This window comes from Streptomyces sp. UNOB3_S3 (genome assembly GCF_020740895.1).
Lineage (GTDB): Bacteria > Actinomycetota > Actinomycetes > Streptomycetales > Streptomycetaceae > Streptomyces.
The window spans coordinates 1-19,190 of record NZ_JAILXP010000111.1 but is presented as its reverse complement, the minus strand read 5'-3'; the positions used below and the strand labels follow the sequence as shown (position 1 = coordinate 19,190).

At 70.5% G+C, this 19,190-nt stretch carries 18 protein-coding genes and 1 pseudogene; 10 read left to right on the top strand and 9 right to left on the bottom strand.

The window, feature by feature from the left end; genetic code table 11:
• On the bottom strand, window positions 1-194 hold a 194-nt coding region (locus K6I33_RS14705; protein ID WP_229351907.1), incomplete at its 3' end, for a YafY family protein.
• Here K6I33_RS14705 and K6I33_RS14700 point away from each other — a divergent pair.
• Both K6I33_RS14700 and K6I33_RS14695 read left to right on the top strand, forming a co-directional pair.
• Entirely contained in the window at window positions 132-644 is a 513-nt protein-coding gene (locus K6I33_RS14700) for a VOC family protein (protein WP_308297161.1), read from the top strand. The two genes, K6I33_RS14705 and K6I33_RS14700, sit on opposite strands and share 63 nt — an antisense overlap.
• A gap of 44 nt (window positions 645-688) precedes the next feature.
• Window positions 689-1,399 (top strand): esterase family protein, encoded by a 711-nt coding sequence (locus K6I33_RS14695; RefSeq protein WP_229351903.1) that lies wholly within the window; start codon window positions 689-691, stop codon window positions 1,397-1,399.
• Window positions 1,400-1,562: 163 nt separating this feature from the next.
• On the opposite strand, the gene K6I33_RS14690 is transcribed toward K6I33_RS14695, so the two are convergent.
• Window positions 1,563-2,531 (bottom strand): YafY family protein, encoded by a 969-nt coding sequence (locus tag K6I33_RS14690; RefSeq protein WP_229351902.1) that lies wholly within the window; start codon window positions 2,529-2,531, stop codon window positions 1,563-1,565.
• Between the two features lie 92 nt (window positions 2,532-2,623).
• On the opposite strand from K6I33_RS14690, the pseudogene K6I33_RS14685 reads away from it, so the two are divergent.
• The 3 genes and pseudogenes from K6I33_RS14685 (at window position 2,624) to K6I33_RS14675 (ending at window position 4,583) form a co-directional block, all read left to right on the top strand.
• Window positions 2,624-3,336 (top strand): annotated as a pseudogene (locus K6I33_RS14685) (NADPH-dependent F420 reductase).
• Between the two features lie 2 nt (window positions 3,337-3,338).
• Window positions 3,339-3,569 (top strand): VOC family protein, encoded by a 231-nt coding sequence (locus K6I33_RS14680; RefSeq protein ID WP_229351900.1) that lies wholly within the window; start codon window positions 3,339-3,341, stop codon window positions 3,567-3,569.
• 489 nt (window positions 3,570-4,058) lie between these two features.
• The gene (locus tag K6I33_RS14675; protein ID WP_238491601.1) at window positions 4,059-4,583 is read left to right on the top strand and encodes a SagB/ThcOx family dehydrogenase; all 525 of its coding nucleotides are present in this window, start codon (window positions 4,059-4,061) and stop codon (window positions 4,581-4,583) included.
• A gap of 110 nt (window positions 4,584-4,693) precedes the next feature.
• Here the strand turns inward: K6I33_RS14675 and K6I33_RS14670 are convergent, their stop codons facing one another.
• Window positions 4,694-5,905 (bottom strand): phosphatidylserine decarboxylase, encoded by a 1,212-nt coding sequence (locus K6I33_RS14670; RefSeq protein ID WP_229351897.1) that lies wholly within the window; start codon window positions 5,903-5,905, stop codon window positions 4,694-4,696.
• 93 nt (window positions 5,906-5,998) lie between these two features.
• Window positions 5,999-7,378, bottom strand: coding sequence for a C45 family autoproteolytic acyltransferase/hydolase (locus K6I33_RS14665; RefSeq protein ID WP_229351894.1), 1,380 nt, complete (start codon window positions 7,376-7,378; stop codon window positions 5,999-6,001).
• 695 nt (window positions 7,379-8,073) lie between these two features.
• Between K6I33_RS14665 and K6I33_RS14660 the strand changes: the two genes are divergently transcribed.
• The 3 genes from K6I33_RS14660 to K6I33_RS14650 all read left to right on the top strand — a co-directional run bounded on the left by K6I33_RS14660 (window position 8,074) and on the right by K6I33_RS14650 (window position 11,718).
• Complete coding sequence (locus K6I33_RS14660; protein ID WP_229351891.1) at window positions 8,074-10,302, top strand: hypothetical protein; 2,229 nt, start codon at window positions 8,074-8,076, stop codon at window positions 10,300-10,302.
• Between the two features lie 25 nt (window positions 10,303-10,327).
• Window positions 10,328-10,510, top strand: coding sequence for a hypothetical protein (locus K6I33_RS14655; protein WP_229351889.1), 183 nt, complete (start codon window positions 10,328-10,330; stop codon window positions 10,508-10,510).
• Window positions 10,511-10,965: 455 nt separating this feature from the next.
• Window positions 10,966-11,718, top strand: a complete 753-nt coding sequence (locus tag K6I33_RS14650; protein WP_229351887.1) for a hypothetical protein — start codon at window positions 10,966-10,968, stop codon at window positions 11,716-11,718.
• On the opposite strand, the gene K6I33_RS14645 is transcribed toward K6I33_RS14650, so the two are convergent.
• From K6I33_RS14645 to K6I33_RS14625, 5 genes are all read right to left on the bottom strand, one after another.
• Window positions 11,624-12,472, bottom strand: coding sequence for a hypothetical protein (locus tag K6I33_RS14645; RefSeq protein WP_229351885.1), 849 nt, complete (start codon window positions 12,470-12,472; stop codon window positions 11,624-11,626). The genes K6I33_RS14650 and K6I33_RS14645 overlap by 95 nt on opposite strands.
• Window positions 12,473-12,492: 20 nt before the next feature.
• A complete protein-coding gene (locus K6I33_RS14640; protein WP_229351883.1) occupies window positions 12,493-12,891 on the bottom strand; it encodes a hypothetical protein in 399 nt (132 codons plus the stop codon).
• Between the two features lie 13 nt (window positions 12,892-12,904).
• Window positions 12,905-13,681 carry a class I SAM-dependent methyltransferase gene (locus K6I33_RS14635; RefSeq protein ID WP_229351881.1) on the bottom strand — a complete coding sequence of 259 codons (777 nt, stop codon included), beginning with the start codon at window positions 13,679-13,681 and terminating at the stop codon, window positions 12,905-12,907.
• Window positions 13,682-13,749: 68 nt separating this feature from the next.
• Window positions 13,750-15,987 (bottom strand): YcaO-like family protein, encoded by a 2,238-nt coding sequence (locus K6I33_RS14630; protein WP_229351879.1) that lies wholly within the window; start codon window positions 15,985-15,987, stop codon window positions 13,750-13,752.
• Between the two features lie 364 nt (window positions 15,988-16,351).
• Window positions 16,352-16,717 (bottom strand): hypothetical protein, encoded by a 366-nt coding sequence (locus K6I33_RS14625; RefSeq protein WP_229351876.1) that lies wholly within the window; start codon window positions 16,715-16,717, stop codon window positions 16,352-16,354.
• A gap of 429 nt (window positions 16,718-17,146) precedes the next feature.
• On the opposite strand from K6I33_RS14625, the gene K6I33_RS14620 reads away from it, so the two are divergent.
• On the top strand, window positions 17,147-18,271 hold the full coding sequence (locus K6I33_RS14620; RefSeq protein WP_229351873.1) for a hypothetical protein: 1,125 nt from the start codon (window positions 17,147-17,149) through the stop codon (window positions 18,269-18,271).
• 100 nt (window positions 18,272-18,371) lie between these two features.
• On the top strand, window positions 18,372-19,190 hold an 819-nt coding region (locus K6I33_RS14615), incomplete at its 3' end, for a glycosyltransferase (protein WP_229351869.1).

The following is a 19,190-nucleotide window of genomic DNA, read 5'->3' as shown; positions in this document are numbered from 1 at the left end:
GCGCGTGGAGTGGTGGCGCGGTGGCCGGTGGGGGTGGGGTCGGTGAGCCGGTCGACGCGGTACAGGCGCCATTCGTCGAGGTCGGTGTCGTAGCCGACGAGGTACCAGACCGGCGCGGCGGCGACCAGGGCGTGCGGTTCGGCTCGGTGCGGTCCGGTGTCGCCCTTGCCGGTGCGGTAGGTGAAGGTGACGATCTCGTGGTCGCGGCACGCGGCGGCCAGGGTCGCGAGGACGGTGGGGTCGGCCGTGGGACGCTGGACCAGGACGCGGCCAAGGCGTTCTTCACCGAGAAGCTCGGCCTGGAGGTGCGCGCCGACGTGCCGTTCGGCGAGGCCATGCGCTGGCTCACCGTCGGTGCCGAGAACCAGCCGGAGGTGCAGCTCACCCTGATGGTCCCGGGGCCGCCGATGATGGACGCGGAGTCCGCGGAGCAGCTGAAGGCGCTGCTGGCCAAGGGGGTGCTCGTCGGCTGCACGTTCACCGTCGAGGACTGCCACGCGGCCTACAAGGAACTGTCCGCGCGGGGCGTGGCCTTCGTCCGGGAGCCGCAGCCGATGCCGTGGGGTATCTCCGCGGCCCTGCGCGACGACTCCGGCACCGTGCACGAGATCCTCCAGCCGCACGCGCCGGGCGGCAACGCCTGACCGCCGGGCTCGGCCATCGCCTCGCCCGCATCGCCTGGCCGGTGATGAGCCACTACGAGATCCCGCCCTTCACGGACAAGGGTGATCCGGTCACCTACGACCGGGCCGACGGCCCCGCCGACGGGAAGGCGCCGGTTCCCGTCGACTCCCGCACCCTGCTGTCCACCGGCCCCAGGGCCGAGTTCAAGAACGTCAACACCATGAGCGACGGCACGCACACCAAGGGCATCTACTGGGACGGCAGTGACATCCCCGGCCGGCCGAAGATGGGCACCTGGCTGACCGAGGACGTCCCCGACCTGATGAAGGCCAACTTCCGCACGATCAAGGACCGTGCGGGCTGGGGCTTCATGGGCTCCTCCACCGGCGGCTTCGCGAGCCTGAAGGCCGTGCTCAAGCACCCGGACAAGTTCAAGGCCGCCATCGCCAACGGCCTCGACATCGTCCCCGACTCCCCGCTGTGGAAGGGCCACGAGCAGGAGATGCGCGAGAACAACCCGCAGGTACTGGCCAGGAAACTCGCGGCGACCGAGGGACCGGACGTCTGCCTCGCCTTCCAGGTCGGCACCAAGGAGAACCCGCGGACCATGACCGACGTCAGGACATTCATGACCACGTACGGCAAGGGGCCCGTCCACACCAAGCTCTGGGAGATACCCGGCGGCACCCACAACGGCGCCACCTACGGCCGCAACATGGCCGGCCCCATGCAGTGGATCAGCGACCAGCTGGAAGGGCCGACACCTTCCTCCTGACGCCGCCCAAGGTGATCACCGAGGCCCGGCCTTGGGGAAGGGCCAACTCTCCAAGAGCTGTGCAGGCGGTCCACGCACCAGACCGGGCGCTCCGGCCTGTGACGCCCGTGGTCAGAACGTCCCTGAGCGATCCTGGCCTCCGCCATGGCGACCAGGACCGCCGTCACGTCCACCGGGTGGCGCCCAGGGTGCGGTGGGCGGTGCGGCGGAGGTGGTCGAGGACGGCGGGGTCGGCGTCGAGGGTGTAGTCGGTGTCGAGGCCGGCGAGGGTCCGGGCGATGCGGGGCAGGTGGTCGTCGGAGGCGTCGACGCGGCAGGTGGTGTCGTCGATGGGCTTCAGGCGGGTGGCGAGGCCCGGGGTGTGGGCGCGGACGTGGCCGGCGGGGGCATGGACGGTGGCGACGGCGCGGTAGCGGGTGGGGGCCGAGGAGAGACGGCCGGCCACGAACGCGGCGGGGTCGCCGCCGGGCACGGGACGCGGCGGGACGCGCCGGCCGGTGGGGGTGACGTCGGCGATGCGATCGAGACGGAAGAGGCGCCAGTCGTCCCGTTCGGAGTCGTGTGCCAGGAGGTACCACAGGCCGCCGGAGTCGACCAGGTGGCAGGGCTCCGCCCGGCGCGGGGTGGTGGTGCCGTGGCGGGCGGTGTAGTCGAAGGTGACGATCTCGTGGTCGCGGCAGGCCACGGCGAGGGTGGCCAGGAGCGCCGGATCGGCGCGCGGCCCCCGGTCCTCCCAGACGATGCCGGCGAGGGCGGACTGGAGGGCGGTGACCTGTCCGCGCAGCCGCTGCGGAAGGACCTGCTCCAGCTTGGCCAGGGCCCGTAGCGCGCTCTCCTCGATGCCGGTCAGCCCACTGCCGGTGGCGGTCCGCAGGGCGACGGTGATGGCGACGGCCTCGTCGTCGTCGAGGAGGAGGGGCGGCAGGTCGGTGCCGGAGGCCAGACGGTAGCCACCGGCGTGCCCGCGAGCGCTGTCGACGGGGTAGCCCAGCTCGCGCAGCCGGTCGATGTCGCGGCGGACGGTGCGGACGGTCACGCCGAGGCGTCCGGCGAGATCGGCGCCGGACCATTCCCGGCGGGTCTGCAACAGGGACAGCAGCCGCAGCATCCGGGCGGTCATGTCGCTCGTCATGAATCCCATGATGCCGCGATCAGAGGACACCCTCTGTCCTGAAATGCCCCTACGGTGGACCTGTCCGCACGGAGCAAAACGGGAGGTTTCCCATGAAAATTACTGTTCTCGGTACCGGTGGCGGGGCCCGCGCCCACATCGCCAAGCTCACCGAACTCGGCCACGAGGTACACTCGGCACCCGCGACCCGCAGGCCACGCTGGCCCGCACCGAGCCCGACATGATGGGCACCCCGCCGTTCAAGGACTTCCTCGCCGGGCACCCCGGCGTCGAACTGCACACGTTCGGCGACGCCGCGGCCGCCTCCGACGGCCTGGTGATCAACGGCATCGACGGCCACAACGCCGTCGCGGCCCTGTCCGCCATCGCCGACGATCTCGCCGGCAAGACGCTGATCGACTACGCCGTGCCGTACGTCTACAACCCGGACGTCGAGCACCCCTGGCCGACCCCGTGGGGGATCATGCCGAAGCTGGAACCGGTCGACACCGACAGCCTCGGCGAACGGATCCAGCGCGCCCTGCCGCGCACCAAGGTCGTCAAGTCCTTCGTCACCCAGGAACAGACCACCGTCGTCGACCCCAAAGCCATCGGCGGCGGGGACCACACCATGTTCGTCGCGGGCGAGGACACCGAAGCCAAGCAGCAGGCCACCGACCTGCTCAAGGCCTACGGCTGGACCGACGTCCTCGACCTCGGCCCCCTCGTCTGCGCCCGCGGCATGGAGATGTACGCGCACATGCACTCCGCCATCGGCTTCGCCCTCGGCTTCGGCACCCACTTCGGCGTCAAGGTCGTCCGCTGACCATGACCACGAACACCGACAGCCCCAGCGGCCTCCTGAACGGCACCGCGCCCGCCTGGCCCGAGGAGGAACTGCCCTTCCACATGGACCTCTCCTTCCCCGATGTCACAGCGGCAGAGCGGCAACTGCTGAAGATGGGCGCCACCAAGCCCGCCCACCAGCCCGGGGGTCAGCACTGGACCGTCCTCCTCGATCCCTCCGGGCAACCCTTCTGTATCCACGGCATCCACTGACCCGGACCGACTCCTGATCCCCGACCAACCCCGGGAACCCGTACGCCGGTGAAGAGCATTTCTGTGTGCGGGACGCGGAGGAGGTGAATCCCGTGCGTGTCATTGCGCTCAAGACTGCCCCGCTGGTCAGGGAAGACCGTCGCACCAGTGGATACGGCGGCAGGTAGGACGCCCTTTGGACGCCGATGCCTGTCGTGAGGGGAGGAGGTGACGGAGATGCGCGATGTCGAACTCGGGCCCGTTCCGCTGGAGCGGGGCGATCGCCGGACCTTGGGATGGGGCAACAAGTAGGCACTCGGCGGGGCCGGTGGGAAACCGGCTCCGCATCCGTTCGGCAGTACATCCGGCAAGGAGGGCTATGCGGCTGCGCCGGCTGCGGTGTATGGCGTGCTGCTGGCACCAGGGCTCCTTCGTCATCCATGCCTACCCACAGAGCGATCCTGTCCACATCGACCCGGCGGCTGCCGAAGTGCTGACCGCCTTCGATGACTGGACCGAACCGGGAGCAGCCGCCAGCGCCGTACCGGCGCGGCAGGTGGCGCACGGCAGGAGATCGAGGCGTACCTCGGCGTGGCCGCTGTGGAGGGAGTGGACGCGGGTGTCTACCACTACAACGTTCGCGAACACAGCCTGGAGCTCATCGCCGAAGGCTTCTCCCGAGCCGAAGCGTCACGGTTGTGCGCCGATCAGCCCGGCGTCGGCGAAGCCGCGTTCGTGGTCTTCGCCACGGCGGTGCTCCGGCGCATGAGGGTCAAGTACCGCCATCCGCGCGCCTACCGGGTCAGCCTGCTCAACGCCGGTCACCTCGGCCAGACCTTCGCCCTGACCGCCACCGCCCTGGGGCTGGGCCCGTTCCAGACCGCGGCGTTCGACGACACGGCCGTGGAGAGGCGCCTGGGTATCGACGGCATCGACCATGTCGCCCTGTACGTACTCGCCGCCGGCATACCCGCCGATCGCGTCGACGATCAGTCGGCCGGCCTCGCGGCGTTCCGCAGGACGACGCTGCACTGACGACCTTGGTGACCGTCCCGCACCGCCTGGCGCAGGGAGGTCCGGCGGTGGCGTCGACGCTCACCACAAGGGTCCGTCAACAAGATGACGGACCCTCATGGATGATCGGGCTAGAGCTCTGTCAGGGGCGGGGGTTCGGCGACCGAAGTGCCGTAGAGGCGGTACCCGCCGTCCGTGTTGATTTCCGGCGCGCGGCCTTTCTGGAACAGGAGGATGATGTCGGAGCCGCCGAAGAGGAAGTAGCCGAACTCTTCGCCCTTCGGTATCTGGGCATCCGAGATGTTCATCGTCATGTGGACCGACGAGACCTGTGCCATGCCCACCGGGATGACCGCGACCAGCCCGACGTCACCGTACCGGGAGCCGGTGGTGTCGATCACGATGACTCCGCGTGCCTGGGTGAATTCGTAGCCGCCGACGCTGCTGTCCGGGGCGTCGAACTGCCCTTCATTGCTGATGTCGACGTCCAGGTACACGTTTCCGTGGATGGGGAAGCACTCCTTCACCTGCCCGGCCACGGGGGTGTGGAAGCGGTGGTACGAGTACGGAGCGAGGAAGTAGTGCACGAACGTGCCGCCCGCGAACTTTTTGCCGTACTTGCTTCGATCGCTGAGGAGTTGCGGGATCGAGGTCACTTCGTGAGTGAGCTTGAGCCGTAGTGGACCGTCGGTCGGGTGGACGATGGAGTGGTCGTCGATGGGGTACATCTGCTTGTAGCTGCAGTCGGCGGGCATGGTCACCGTGGTGTTGAGCTCCGGGTCGGCGATCGGCCGCAGACCGGGGTTGAGCTCGCGGGCGAAGAACTGGTTGAAGGTGAGCCAGCCGCTCGGCTCGTTGGGCTTGCCGCCGACCATCGAGTCCTCGACGCGGTAGCGCGGCGCGAGGTGGAACGAGTCGAGTTGTTCTTCGCTGAACGACGCCGTCGTGTCGAGGAAGCTCCCCCACGCCTTGGCGTATCGAACCAGCCAGCCCTTGAACCACGGATCGTTCTGCAAGATCTTGCCGTCGATCTTCTGGTCGACGAGGTAGTAGAAGTGGCACAGCCGGTCGTAGACCTCCTGCTGCCCGTTCTTGTCGTCGGACCAGGCGTCGCCGGGGTCCTGCCGTGGCGCCCACCTGGAGAATGTGTCCAGGTAGTCGAGGTAGCCGGGGACGTCCTGCGGCCATTCCAACGCTTCGAACAACTCGCCTTTGAGCTTACCCTTCGCATTCGTGCACGCCTGCTTGAGCGAATCCGTCAGCAAGTCGTGCAGGACCTTGTCCTGGTCCAGTTTTTCCCTGAGTTCGTCGATCACCGTGGTCGAGGCGAACGCGGTGGTCATCGTCAAGCTCCTGTCGTCGATGGGATTCCCGCGCTGTCGGCCGTCGTGGCCGCGCCTGCGGGGCTCGTCGCGGTGCCTGGCCGGTGGTGCCGGCTATGTGCCGGGCGGGAAGGTCTCCCAGGTCGCGCCGGGCGGGAAGGTCTCCCAGGTCGCGCCGGGCGGGCGGTGGTTCATGTGGCCGCGGAATTCCTCGTACTGCGGGTTTTTGTCGCAGAAGGTGTCCGGGTTGAACTCCTGGCCGCAGGAGTTGCCCCAGATTCCCTGGAACGTCAGGTCCGTGGGGCCGGTGCCGGCGTGGTAGACCTTGCCGTCGTTGGCGCCCCACGGGAAGAACGGCGGCTGGCCGTGGTTGCCGTACTTGCCGTCGTCGCGGTCGAGGTGCCCGCACACCGAGCGGGAGCTGCCGGTGTCCTTGTCATCGGTGTAGACGTCGGTGTGGTCGGAGATGATTGCTTTGGCGCGGTCCAGGTCCACCTTCTCCTGCTTGATGAGCCGGTCGAGGGTGATACGCCGCGCTCCGTTGCCCCGGATGTCGTAGTGCTGCATCGGGTCTTTGCACTCACGCAGCCGGATCTCCTGGGACTGCGCGATGTTGCAGCCGGCGAAGTATCCGTCGGTCTTGAACTCCAGGTGCTTCAGCTTCGGGTCGCTGCCCAGCTCGTAGCAGGCGATCGCGGTCTCGCCGTCGTGTCGCCCGGACGGGCCGCCCAACAACCAGGTGTTGACGTAGCCCGCGTTGTTGTTCTCGGCGAACAGGGATGTCCAGTCCGTGATGGAGTCGGCGAACTGGGAGGCGACGCGGGACCGCACGAACTCGGGTTTGCCGTCCGGAATGTACTCGCCGTCGAACGACCCGATCGTGGTCTCCAGCACGACCAGGCCGGCGTCGGTGAGCATCCAGTCCGTGTTCGAGGACACCCAGCCCGGCGCGGCCTGCATCAGCACCCGGTGCCCCTTGCCCGCGGGTGGCCTGATGTCCAGGACCACGTTGTAGGCGTCGCCGCTGGCGAACCGGTCCCACGAGTTGTGCGCGGCCACGATCCGGCCGTCGGTGGTCGCCGAACCGATCGCCATGAACGCCGAGCACCGCGGCCGGGCCTCCCGGCGCTTCCGCGCGCCACGTTTGTGGTGCTTCTCCAGGTGCCACGGCCACCAGGAGTCGATCAGCTCCTCCGCACCGTTGAGCGCGACAAGCCGGTCGAACGTGACCTCGGCCTTCCCGCTGTTGTGACAGCCCTCGACGATGCCCTCCAGCTCATGCTGGACCTCTTCGTGCAGATTCTTGAGGTCGAACGCCTCGTGCACCTTCGAGACGAAGAACGTGAACGGCAGGCCGGTGTCCTGCCTGGACATGAAGTCGGCACGCTCCAACGACTCCACGATCCGGTCGGCCAGCGCCTCACCGTGTGCCACGCCGCGCGCTCTCGCCTCGCCTTCCAACACGACGTAGCGCCACCTGGACGGATTCCCCATCGGCTTCTCCTCAGCTCGATCCGGTTCGACGAAGCCATGGCTGCCCTGAAAGTGATGTTTTCCCGTTCGGTGTTGTGCGATTTCCGGGTCCCGCCAAACTACCCGTGGATGTTTCGGGGTGTCAGTGGGGAACCTGCCGTCTCAGAAAGCGGCACGGAATCGGTCAGAGGGTTCGCCCGGCAGTGCTCTGTGGCCTCCGGGGAGGCCGGCGCAGGAACTTGACCTTGTGGACTGCCGTTCGAGGTGTCCCCGGGTGTTCAGGCCTGGTTGATCTTTTCCTCTCCGAGTGTGCAGGCCAGGGCATATGTGACGCAGCGCCTGCGGATTTCGGCATGCAGTTGAAGGATGTAAATGCCGTGCAGATGCCAACGGGTGCTTCAGCGACTCCGGAGCGCGCGATTGTGCCCCCCGTTGCTTCCAACGGAAATCATCAGGCCAATCGGCTCCACGTCCCCCTGGCCCCTGTGTGGCAAGATGCGGCCGCCCCCACCCATGCTGTCCCGACCGTGCATCGTCGTAGCGCCCGTCGGCGCTGATGCTGCCGGCTGTCGCGGGGGCAGCCGCATCTTGCCAGGATGCCGGCGTCAACGGCGGGGAACGCGATCCGTTCGCGGATACGGCGCTTGTGGGAGCGAGTCGTGGACGACGGGGCGGTGTTCGGCCCACGAGGCGCCCCGATGCCTCATCATCACTCCATGACCGGAAGAGAGTTCGACAGCGAATTACCCTCTCCTCAGAGGGAGTTCGTCGAGTGCCTGCGCGACTTCGCGGGGGCGAGGGGGGAGGCTCCGCAGCCGCTTCTCTTACGGGACGCGACCATGGAGTCGGCTCGCACGGCGCTGCTCGCCGACACCGAGCTCGGGCGCTGGGGCGACGTCGTGAACGTCCAGCTGCTGGGGCTCCTCGCGTGGTGCCGCGCTCTGGACGACGGGGACCACGAGGAGCTGCGGTTCGCCGCCGAGTGGCTGGAGATGACGTTCCGCTGCGCGCCCGAGCTGCTGCCGGAACCGTTGCGGTCCGCGCGGCGCGAGCGGTTCACCGTGGACGGGCTGTCGGCCTTGGCGGAAGACCGCGGGCAAGGGCTCGCCCGGGCGGCGGAGTTCATCCGTGACGGGCTCGGCTGGGGAGGGGTACGGCGGGAGGTCGCCGCGCACGTCCGGTCCCGGAGGATCCTGCGGGCGGACCCGCCGGACCACTCCGTCTCGGCCGGGCTGGCACGGTGGGTCGCCGTGCGGCTGCCGGGGAGCCACTGGCTGGGGTTCGCGGCCCGGGTACGCGCGGTCCGCAGCCTCGGGGGCATGGCGGTCGCGGTCGGCAGTATCAGCTCCGAAGAGGCGTTGCGGGCATCTGAGGATGCTGTCACCGCGATCCCGGAAGGGCATCCATGGGAGGCACAGGTCCTGTCGCTCTTCCAGATGCACCTCATCGGGGTGGCCCTGAGTCACGGGCAGGACTCCTTCTTCTCCGGGATACGCCCGCTGCCCTTCGACACGTGCCTGAAAGCGGTGGAGGCGGGACGTCGCGCGCTGGCCGTGCTGGAGGACGACGACACCGACCGCCTGACGGTGTTCCATACGCATACCGGAGCGCTGGGGCAGTTGCTGCTCGCGTGTCCGGAGGATCCCGCGATCCGGGACGAACTGTGGCGGCACAGCCGGCTGGAGGTCGCCCAGCAGCATGATGCCGCTGGGCGATCGGTCGCCTGGCTGCAGTTGTCCTGGTACCTGTTCCCCCTGTTCGCGCACACCGGTGACGCGTACTTCTTCTCCGAGCATGCCACCGCCGCCGGGAACGCGTACCGCTGCGCGCCGCCCGGCTCCGTGGAACACGCGCGGGCCGCACGGGAACTCGGCAAGGCCAAAACCATGGCGGCGAGCCGGTCACCGGACCCGGCGGCCTTCGACGAGCCGGTCGACTTCTACCGTTCCGTCATCGAGGGCGTAGGGCTCCCGGTGGCCACCGATTCGGAGGAGGACGCCGCGGAACGCGCGATTACGCTCGCCAACGCCCGCGGCGGTCTCAAGGAAGCCCTCGAAGCGCGCTACCAGCGGAACGCGGAATGGGATTCCCGGCAGGAAGTGGTGCTCGCCGCCGACGCGTCCGACGCCCCGGCACTCGTACCGCCCGCAGCCCCCGCCGAGGGGGACCTGACCGGCCGGTTGAACCGCAGACAATGGATCACCGCGGCTCTCTGGGAGGCGGCGGTCTCCTTGACCAGCAAGACCGAGCAGATGCTGGAGGACAGGAATCCGGCGGCCGTACGGACTGCCTGCGGGGAATTCCTCGCACGCGTCGACGAACTGGCCGCCCTCGCCCCCGACGACCGGCAGATCCAGGAGACCGCCGCCGGACTTCAGCGCACGGCGCAGTTGGCCGAGGCCCGGGCGCGGGCGCTGGAGACCGGGGAGGACCTGCCGCTCGGGGAACTGGTCGCCAGGGGGCGGCAGCAGAGGGACTGGATAGCGCCCCGCCTGGGAACAACGACTCCCCATGCCGATCCGCGCGCCGCGGACGAGGACGACGAAGACCGGCTCCAGCGCCTCTCCGCCCACCAGCTCAAGGACCACGAGGTGGCCAAGGCCCTGGAGCTGGTCGCCCGTACGGAGGCGATGCATGCCATCGGCACCGAAGGGGAGGAGTCGGCGGACGCCTGGGCACGCGCCCCGCCCCTTTCGCCGTCCCTTTCACCGGACAAGGAACCGAACAGTGCCCCTGGACGAACTGCGGCATCGTTACCGCGCATTGATCGATCCGGGCGCCGAGCCCGGCACCCGGGCTCCCGCCGTCCTGCGTATCGACCCCGCCGACCCGCCCCTGCGCGGAGAGCTCCGCGCATCGCTCACCGCGCTCTTCGCACGGGACCCGGCCATCGACGTCGTCTCCCTGGTCGCCGACGGCGCCACCATCGGGCTCGTCCCGCGTGACGCCGTCGACGATCCCGGCGAGCCGGTGTTCCGCTCGGACGGCGACACCGGGGGTCCTCTGCCCGGCTTCGCCACCGGCTACGAGCTGCTCTACTTCACCTGCTCGCAGTGTCCTCCCGGCCTCCAGATCCTCACGCACCTGGACGACGAACCGCCGCTGTGCGCCCGGGACGCCGGGCACGGCCCCCTCGTACGGGTCGAACGATGACCGGTCGAACGATGACCGCGCCCGCCCCGGTGCCGAAGGCCGGACGCCCGTGAACCCGGAAGTCCTCGCCAAGCCCGTCACCTCGGCTCTCACCGGCCGGTTCGTCCTCGTGTCGGTCGTCCCGACCGCGGCGGCGGCCTTTCTGCTCACCCTGCGCTGGGCGGGCGCCCCCGGCCCCGTACGGTTCGCGCGGGCCTGGAACACGGCAGGGCACCTCCCGGCCGGTGAGGTCCTGTTGCTTCTTCTGGCGGTCCTCCTGATCGGCCTGGTCACGATGCCGCTCCAACTGCCGCTCGTCCGCTTGCTGGAGGGCTACTGGCCGCGTCGGCCGGCGTGGCTGAGCTCCTGGTGCATCGCCCGGCAGAAGCGCCGCCGAGGCCCGGTCGGCCCCCAGCTCGTCACGGATCCGCCGCCGCCCGAATCCGCCCGAATCCGCCCGGAGCCGGGCGCAACGCATGGGCGAGCGCGGCGAGTGGCAGCGCGCCCGTTTCCCCGTCCGCGAGGACCTCCTCCGGCCCACCGCCCTCGGCAACGCTCTCACCGCCGCCGAGGCCCGGGCCGGACGGCGGTACGAGCTCGACGCCGTCGTGGTCTGGACCCGGCTCGAACCCCTGCTCAGCGACCCGGTCCGGGCGGCGGTGGCCGAACGCCGCACCACCATGGACGCGGCCGCCCGGCTCAGCGTCACCGCCGCCCTCTGCGCCCCGCTGTCCGTCTGGCTGCTCTGGCGCTCCGGCTGGTGGCTGCTCCTCGCGGCCGCGCTCCTCGCCGCCGCCCGTATCGCCTACACGGCCGCCGTGCACGCCGCGATCGACTACGGGGAGTCCGTGGCCGCCGCCTTCGACCTCCACCGCTTCGACCTGCTCACCGCCCTCCACCTGCCCCCTGCCCGCGGACCTGGACGAGGAACGCGCCGCCAACCGGGCCCTCAGTACCCTCTGGCGTCAGGGCGACAGGCGAAACCACCCCTTCCGCTACGAACACTCAAACGAACGCTCGGAGGAGCCCCCGCCCGCACAACCCCTCGGATGAAGACCGACCGCGACCCGTCCTCCTGGTACGCGGCACGGCGTGACGCAGGCCACCCCGGCGTGCTCGCCGGCGGACGTCACGTCACAGCAGCGCCGACAACAGCATCGGATGGGACGTGGCGAGGAGGACCAGCCCCGTCGCGGCCACCGCGAACGGCACGATGCGCAGCGGGCTGATGAGGAGGAAGCCCGCGTGCAACAGGACGGCGAGGGCGAGGGTCGCGGGCGCGGGGAGGAGGCCGAGCACGGCGAGTCCGAGGAGGAGTTCGCCGAGGGCCGTGGCCACGGAGACGGCGCGACAGACGGCGCGCGGCGCGGGCCGGGTGAGCAGCTCGCTCAGCGCCGCCTGCCGCGGCCAGGGCAGGAAGTCGTGGTTGCCGGCGGCGGCCTGTGCGGCGTTGTAGGCCAGGTTGTCGATGAGGACGCCGCCGTTCATGAAGTGCCGTGATCGCACTTTGCGCAGGCCGGCGACCAGATACAGCTGTGCGGCGAAGAAGGAGGCGAGCGCTCCGGCCGCCGCCGTCCAGGCCTGTCCGCCCACGGCCAGGGCCGCGCCGGCCACGGTCAGGCAACCCGCGAGGAGCGCCAGGCACGTCCCGGCGTACCGGACGCCGCCGTACCGCCGGTTGGCGAAGATCAGGACCAGGACGGCCGCGGCGCATCCGCCGAGAGCCGTGGCCGTACCGCGCCCCGGGGCGAGCCGTGCGCCGACGCACGCCGCCGCCAGGGCCGCTCCCGCCGCGAGCATGGCGTACGCGAGCCGGCGGTAGGCGGCGAACGCGGCGGACGACGTCCAGCCGTGGCCGACGCGGTAGACCCGTCCGCCCGGGTAGCGCCGGGCGACGGTGCGGGCGTCGGCGATGACGATGCCGGCGTGCCACACCATGCCGAGGGCGAGCAACAGCCCGGCGCCGGGCAGGGCGGTACTCACGGACGTGCTCGCAGCGGTACTCACGGTGCCGTACGCAGGGCGTCGGCCAGGATGCGCAGTTCCTGTCCGGCGGGCAGCCGGGCCAGCCGCAGGCGGTGCCGGACGGGGTCGTACTCCACCTGCCAGCCGCCGTCGGAGCCGACGATCAGGCCGCGCAACGGCATGCCGAAGCCGGCCTCGGCGAGCAGGTTCCGCAGGTCCGGAACGGTGAGGTAGTGGCCCGAGGGGGCGATCAGCAGCCGGTGCGGCGGCAGTACGGTGGCGTCGTCGGGACCGGACCACAGGTAACCCTTGGACGAACCGGAGTACATGCCCCAGGAGAACGGGCGGTTCGGTGAGATCCGTACGCCCCACACGACGAAGGCGGCCAGCAGCGCCACGGCCGCGGCGGTCAGCACGGTGGCGGTCCAGGCAGGCACGGCCCGGCCCCGTTCAGCGAGCGGCCCGGTAGACGGATACGTGATAGGGGCAGCCGTCCCGGAACGGCGCCCCGCCCCAACTCCCGTACCGCTCCCGCAGCTCCAGCCCGGCTGCCCGGGCCATCAGGTCCAGCTCGCCGATCCCCGCGTAGCGGAAGGAGACGTGGAGGTGCACGTCGTCGCTCCCGTCGCCCGGTGTGATCACGTAGTGCGAGTGGTACCGCTGAGCGGCGCGGTCGAACCGGCGGTGGCGCACGACCAGATCCTCGCCCTGGTTGGGCACCACGCGGCCGCCCGACCACTCCGCACCGACCAGGACCTCGGGAACGATCGCGTCCAGGACGAAGGCGCCGTCGGCGCCGATCAGCCCCGCCGCATGGCGGAAGCAGCGCGACTGGTCCTCCTGGGAGGGCAGTTCGAAGAAGGTGCCACCGGCGACGAAGACCACGTCCACCGTCCGCCCCTCCGCCGGCAGCCGGGTGAAGTCGCCGATGGTCACCGGGATCCGGTCACCGCCGGGCTTGGCCGCCAGCCGCGCCACCATCTCCGGCGACGCGTCGACCCCCTCGACCCGGACGCCGCGCCGGGCCAGCGGCAGCGCTATCCGGCCGGTGCCCACACCCAGTTCCAGCGCGGTCCCGGAGCCGGCGAGCCGGGCGATGAAATTGACGGTGTCGGCGGTCAGCGACTCCTTGCCGAACCAGCTGTCGTAGCGCTCGGCGAACCGCCGTGTGTACGAGGCGGTCGTGGCGAACGCGGGGGGTTCGGGGGCCTCCGGGGATGCGGACACAGGCTTCTCCAAGGGGCTCAAGGGGGAGGAGGTCAGGGAAGAAGGCGGGCGCACGGGGCCGTCTACGGTCAGCCGAGCGGGTGTGGAAGGCGCTGCCGGGCCGTTCCGCCGGGCAACGTCGCCGGGCCCGGTTCCTTCGTGGGCAGCCGCCGGGCACCGGGGGCGACCACGCGCACCACCACCGGCTCGCCGTACCCCGCGCCGGGAGCGGAGGAGTCCACTTCGACGACGTCCTCACCGGTCCGCTCGGCCAGCAGACGCGGCAGCGCCCCCGCCGCCGGAGCCCGAACCGCTGTCGGCCAGGGCGGCGCCGCGTTCGCTCCACGCAGGAGAACGGTGAGGCTGTCCTGGCGGTGGAAGGCGTGCAGGGCGTGTTCCAACGGGCCGCTCGGCAGCCGCGGTGGACCGTGCTCCCGCATCCGGTCCCATACGGCGGCGGCGCTCGCGGTGCCCATGCTCCAGCGCACCATCAGCGCCTCGCGGACGGCGGAGACCGCGGCCGACGCCGGGTCGCTTGCGGTGGCGCGGGCACCGAAGCTCTGTCGTGTGCCGTCGCCCGCGTGCAGACATGCCACCACGCACGCGGTACCGTCCGGACCGGGCAGCATGAGGCACTGTTCCCGCAGGCCCAGTGCGGCCAGCACCCGCCGCAGCTCCTCGCCGAGCGGCGCCGGTCCCGGCGGCGTCCGGCGGGGCGCGTCGTCGTACCAGGCGTGCCAGAACAGGTCGCGTTCGAGGATCTCCAGCATGGCGTGTTCACGTGCCCGCGCGGCCGTGAGGTGTGCCGCGAGCCCGGTGGAACCGGGGCGCAACGGCGCCGGACAGCCGGCGGGTGGACGGTGCGCCAGGTAGACGGCACACGCCGGTACGAGCACCTGGCCGCCACCGGTCAGGGACTCCGCCGGCACCCAGGGCAGCGTCGCCTCCCGTACCTCCGCCAGCGGCCGCAACTCCGGCCAGGCCCACGGGTCCAGGGCGGGCCGGCCTTGTCGCCGCAGCGACGCGTACGACGCGACGACGGCCCTCTCCCGCGCCCGGTGCCCGGCGAGAACGCTGTGCACCCGCTCCATCAGCTCGCCCCGGGCCCGCCGCACGACATCCGCCCGGTCCGTGCCGGCCGCCGAACCGATGACCACCGGCCGTCCTCCGGCCGCGTCGTTCGCCGTGAAGGCGCTACTGCGCGCGGCTGTTCTGCCGAGCACGAACCAGGGCGCGTCAGGGAACGGCCGCAGTGTCTGGACCGGCCAGCCGGGAAGCCCTGACGGTGGCCCGGTCGCGCTGCCTGCCCTGTCCGACCTGCTTGCCCTGCCCATGGAACCCGTCATGGAATCCGTTACGAGGACCGCTTCGGCCTGCTCCAGCAGCTCCCTGCCGGCATCGGTCAGCGCCCCGCTCCTGCCGCGCAACGTCGCCGCGCCTCGTCTGCCCCGGTCCAGCAGGAGGGCGTGGCGGGCCCGCACTGCCGGTCCGTCCGGCAGCCGCCGGTACAGCAGCACGCTGCGGGCCAGCACCACGACCTGCTGGAACAGGCCGGCCAGGGGACGCGGGTCGGGGCGCAGCGGGGTGCTCAGCAGTTCCCGGTCGCCGGACGCCCGGAGGAAGGGAGCGGAAGCGGCGGCCGCATCGCATCGGTTGTGGGTGCCCTCGTGCACCAGTGCCTCCGCGAGCCGGACGTGGCCGGCCGGCCCGTCGTCGGGCTCGCGGCCGGTCAGCCGCCGGCTGTTGACGAAGACGGCGCCGTGCACGGCGAAGTCGGTGAACCCGTCGATTCCCCAGCCGCCTAGGAGCACCACTTGTCGCAGCGTCACTTCGAGTTCGGCTGCCATCCGGGGCCAGCTCGTGCGCAGTGTCCGCCACGCCTCTTCGAGGACCTCCCGCTGCCCGGCGTCCCAGTCGATGACGGCCGCTGTGCGCGTCCTGCCGGACCCGCTGGACCCGCTGGCCGGTTCCGGTGCCTGCCGCAGTGCCCGCAGGACGCTCGCCTCCAAGTGCCGCTCCCCGGGAGGCGCCAGGTCCACAGCCCACCCCGTACGCTCCGCCGCGCGCCGGGCCCGGGCCGCGCTGTCGCGGGACCGGAGCACCACCAGGCGCACCTGCGCTGTGGCGTGCTCCCGGTCCGGGGCCGACAGAGGTTCCCGTCCCGTCGACCGCAAGTGGTGGGCCAGGGCATGCATCCCCGGGTAGCGCAGATCGTCTCGCTGCCACGTTCCGGTGGCGCAGCCCGCCGATGTGAGGACCCCGGCCACCAGGCCGCCCAAACGGTCCTCGTCACGCGCGGCCGGTCCGGCTTCCGGCTCGATCCGCACACACCCTCCTGAAGCGTCGTCCCGGCGGCGCGGCCTCACCGGTGGCCCGGTCGGCGAAGCGCGGCCCGGCCACCGGCGATCGAGCGAGGGTCAGTCGTCGTCCGGTAGGTCGACCATGAGGGCGTACTCGGGGAGTTCCTCCCCGCCCACGACCTCGATCTCGAGCTCGCGTACCTCTTGCATCAAGTGCTCCTCGTCCTCGTCGGAGGTCCTCACTGGCCGCGGTGAGGACACAAATCGACCGTGACACTCCGGAACTGGGGAGGCAATGGTGAGTACAGGACATCGTGACCCGCTGATGGCACGTCGAAGGCCCCACCGGTCGCCCGGGTGGGGCCTTCATCGGTCTACGGCTTCACCTCGGTCAGGAGGTGGACCCCTTCAGGTCCGCGATGACGAGCACGGTGACGGTCGCGCGGAACTGGAAGGCCGGGTTCGTCCGGGCGACGGCCTCCTGCGGGCGCATGTTGGCGCGCACGGTGACCGTGGCCTTGCGGCGGGCCTTGTTCTTCACCTCCAGCGTGACGGACTCGCCGCCGATCTCCCAGTCCTCCGTGCTGCCGTTGATGAAGTTCTCAAACTTGTACGACTGGATCGCCGCGTCGACGACGTAGCCGTTGCTGTCCTCCCGGAGGTCGCTCGGGAATTCGAAGTCGTAGGTGTCCTTCGCTTCGTCCGCGCTCGGGTTGATACGGAGCTGGAATTCGCGGGTCCTGAATGCGAGTGCCATGGCTTTTCCTCCGATGGAAGTCGGGAATCGATGCGGCCCGCTGCGCCGGTGAATTCGCTGCAGCGGCGTTGCGGGGTCATTGGTAGCACGCCTCGCAACGCATCCACCAAATCGATGAAGAACGCGGCAACAAATTTCGGCCAGCCCCTGATTCCGATGCGGATTCAACTTTATTTGCGGCATTTTTGAGCCGCTTCCATCCGGCGGCGTTTACATGCGTTTATGCCTGGTCAGGGCGTTCTTGACGCCGCGTCGGCGGCGACGGTAACCGGACCCGGGATTCTCAAGATCGTCAAGCCCGGGTCCGGTACGGTCTGCTGGCCTGATACTGCGGCGTTTAGTGAAACGGAGGGGTCCGTTTTGCATTTCTTTATCGGCTCACCGGTAATGTCCTCCCCGGCTCGAACGGACAAGTGAGAGGTGGGACCGATGCCCTTCGTCATCGCACAGGGATTACCCGTGCCGGCGCGTCTGGCCAAAGGGCAGCAGGAGTTCTTCGCGATAGACCTCCGGCTGACGCCCGGCAGTTCGCCGATCGGCGGCAAGAAGGAAATGATCTGGGTCGAGTTCCCGGTGGGGACGGCTTTCCCCAAAGGCGGGAAGGTCTATTACCACCCCCCGAAGAAGCCCCGGGAGGAGCTCGCGTACGACCCTTACGACGAGGCGAACCGGCGGCTCCAGTTCACCCACTCCATCCATCTCGGGGACGGATCGGACGAGGCCGACGGCTACTACTCCGTCAACGTCCAGGTGCTCCCCGGAGCCCCCGAGGACCTGCTGTGGGGGCGGCTGGGGATCGGTACCGCCACCGCGCCGCTGCGCGTTCAGGTAGGGACCCCCGAGCCTCACCCCGTGCCCGGGAACCTGATCCGGAACGGTGGTTTCACCGACGTCCGCTTCCGGCCCGGCAAGGACTGGCGCCCCCTTGAGGGCGTCCTCTACGGGCGGGAGGCCCAGAAGCTCGACGCGTGGACCGTCGGCGAGTACAAGGGCAGGGGAGTCTGGGCGGCCTCGAGGACCGGCGAGCCCGGCAGGCTCATCGATCTGATCAACGGTGACGCCGACGGGCACTTCCCGGCCGACGCGGAGCCCCCCTTCGACAAGGGCGAGAACGTCGTCGACATCAACGGCGACGGCACCTGCGGCTACATCGAGCAGACCGTCGACGTCACCCCCGGCGCCTCGTACGAGCTCGCGTTCCACACCGGCTACCACGTCCTGCCCAACCCCGAGGAGCCCTACCGCCGGCCCACCTGCCTGCGGGCCGAGGCGCGATACGGGAAGCCGGGCGCCGAGACCGTCCTGGCCTGGGACGACTACGTCCAGTACTACACCGGGAAGGGCGCCGTCGCCTCCCACGACCCCGACAAGAAGCTCAACGACCCCGGCTGGCGCGCGCGCCGGCTGCCCTTCCGGGTGCCCCCGGGCGTCACGGCGGTGACCGTGCGGTTCGCCAACCCCGGGCGGGCCGGCTTCGACGGGGAACTCGACGCGAACCCCGACGGCAGCTCCGGCATGTTGCTCGCCCACGTCCGGCTCAGCGCCACCCGGTAACCGCACGACGGACAACGTGGCCCGCTCCGCCCCCACGCGAGGGCGGGCCACCGGCTCCCGCGCCGCCCGCAAGCCACCGCCCAAGGAGACGTCCCCAGCCATGAGTACGCCCCACACCGCAGCGACCCCGCCGGGTGAGGACGCCGCCCGCGTCCCCTTACCCGGGACCGGCCCCACGCCGGCCACCACCGCCTGCGACCTCGAACTGGTCATCCCGGCCTACAACGAGGAGCAGCGCCTCGCCCCCACCGTGCTCGCCCTCGCCGACCACTTGCGCGGCATGCCGTTGACTGCCGCGTTGCGGGTCGTCGACAACGGCAGCAGCGATCGCACGGCCGAGTGCGTGGACCGGCTCGCCGCCTCCGGGATCCCCATCACCGTCACGGGCTGCTCGCGGCGTGGCAAAGGGGCCGCGGTGGCCAGGGGAATGGTCACCTCCAAGGCCCGCTGGGTCGGCTTCTGCGACGCCGACCTGGCCACTCCCGCCACGGCGATCGACGACGCGGTGGCCCTTCTGCGGGACGGCCGGCAGGTCGTCATCGGCTCCCGTCGTTGCGCCGGGGCGAGTGTTCCCGTCCGGCAGCCGGCCCTGCGGCGGTTGGGTGGGGCCGGGTTCCGGCTGGCGACGCGGCGGTTCTCCGGGCCGGTCAAGGACACGCAGTGCGGGTTCAAGTTCTTCGAGGCCGAGGCCGCGCGGCGGATCTTCGCCCATGTCACCACCACCGGCTTCGCCTTCGACCTGGAGGTGATCGCACGGTCCCGTGCCTTGGGGCTGAGCCTGGCCGAGTTCCCGGTGGTGTGGAGCGATCAGGAGGGTTCCAGCTTCCGGCCGTTCGCCGACGGGCGCCGCGTGGCCGGCGAGCTGTGGCGGCTGCACCGGACCATGCACCGCCTCCCGCCCCGGGTCGTTCACCACGCC

Coding starts and splice junctions, on each gene's coding strand:
- K6I33_RS14625 (WP_229351876.1), bottom strand. CDS start 16,717: ATGGCACTCGCATTCAGGACCCGCGAATTCCAGCTCCGTATCAACCCG.
- K6I33_RS14680 (WP_229351900.1), top strand. CDS start 3,339: ATGACCACGAACACCGACAGCCCCAGCGGCCTCCTGAACGGCACCGCG.
- K6I33_RS14690 (WP_229351902.1), bottom strand. CDS start 2,531: ATGACGAGCGACATGACCGCCCGGATGCTGCGGCTGCTGTCCCTGTTG.
- K6I33_RS14620 (WP_229351873.1), top strand. CDS start 17,147: ATGCCCTTCGTCATCGCACAGGGATTACCCGTGCCGGCGCGTCTGGCC.
- K6I33_RS14660 (WP_229351891.1), top strand. CDS start 8,074: ATGACCGGAAGAGAGTTCGACAGCGAATTACCCTCTCCTCAGAGGGAG.
- K6I33_RS14695 (WP_229351903.1), top strand. CDS start 689: ATGAGCCACTACGAGATCCCGCCCTTCACGGACAAGGGTGATCCGGTC.
- K6I33_RS14665 (WP_229351894.1), bottom strand. CDS start 7,378: ATGGGGAATCCGTCCAGGTGGCGCTACGTCGTGTTGGAAGGCGAGGCG.
- K6I33_RS14670 (WP_229351897.1), bottom strand. CDS start 5,905: ATGACCACCGCGTTCGCCTCGACCACGGTGATCGACGAACTCAGGGAA.
- K6I33_RS14650 (WP_229351887.1), top strand. CDS start 10,966: ATGGGCGAGCGCGGCGAGTGGCAGCGCGCCCGTTTCCCCGTCCGCGAG.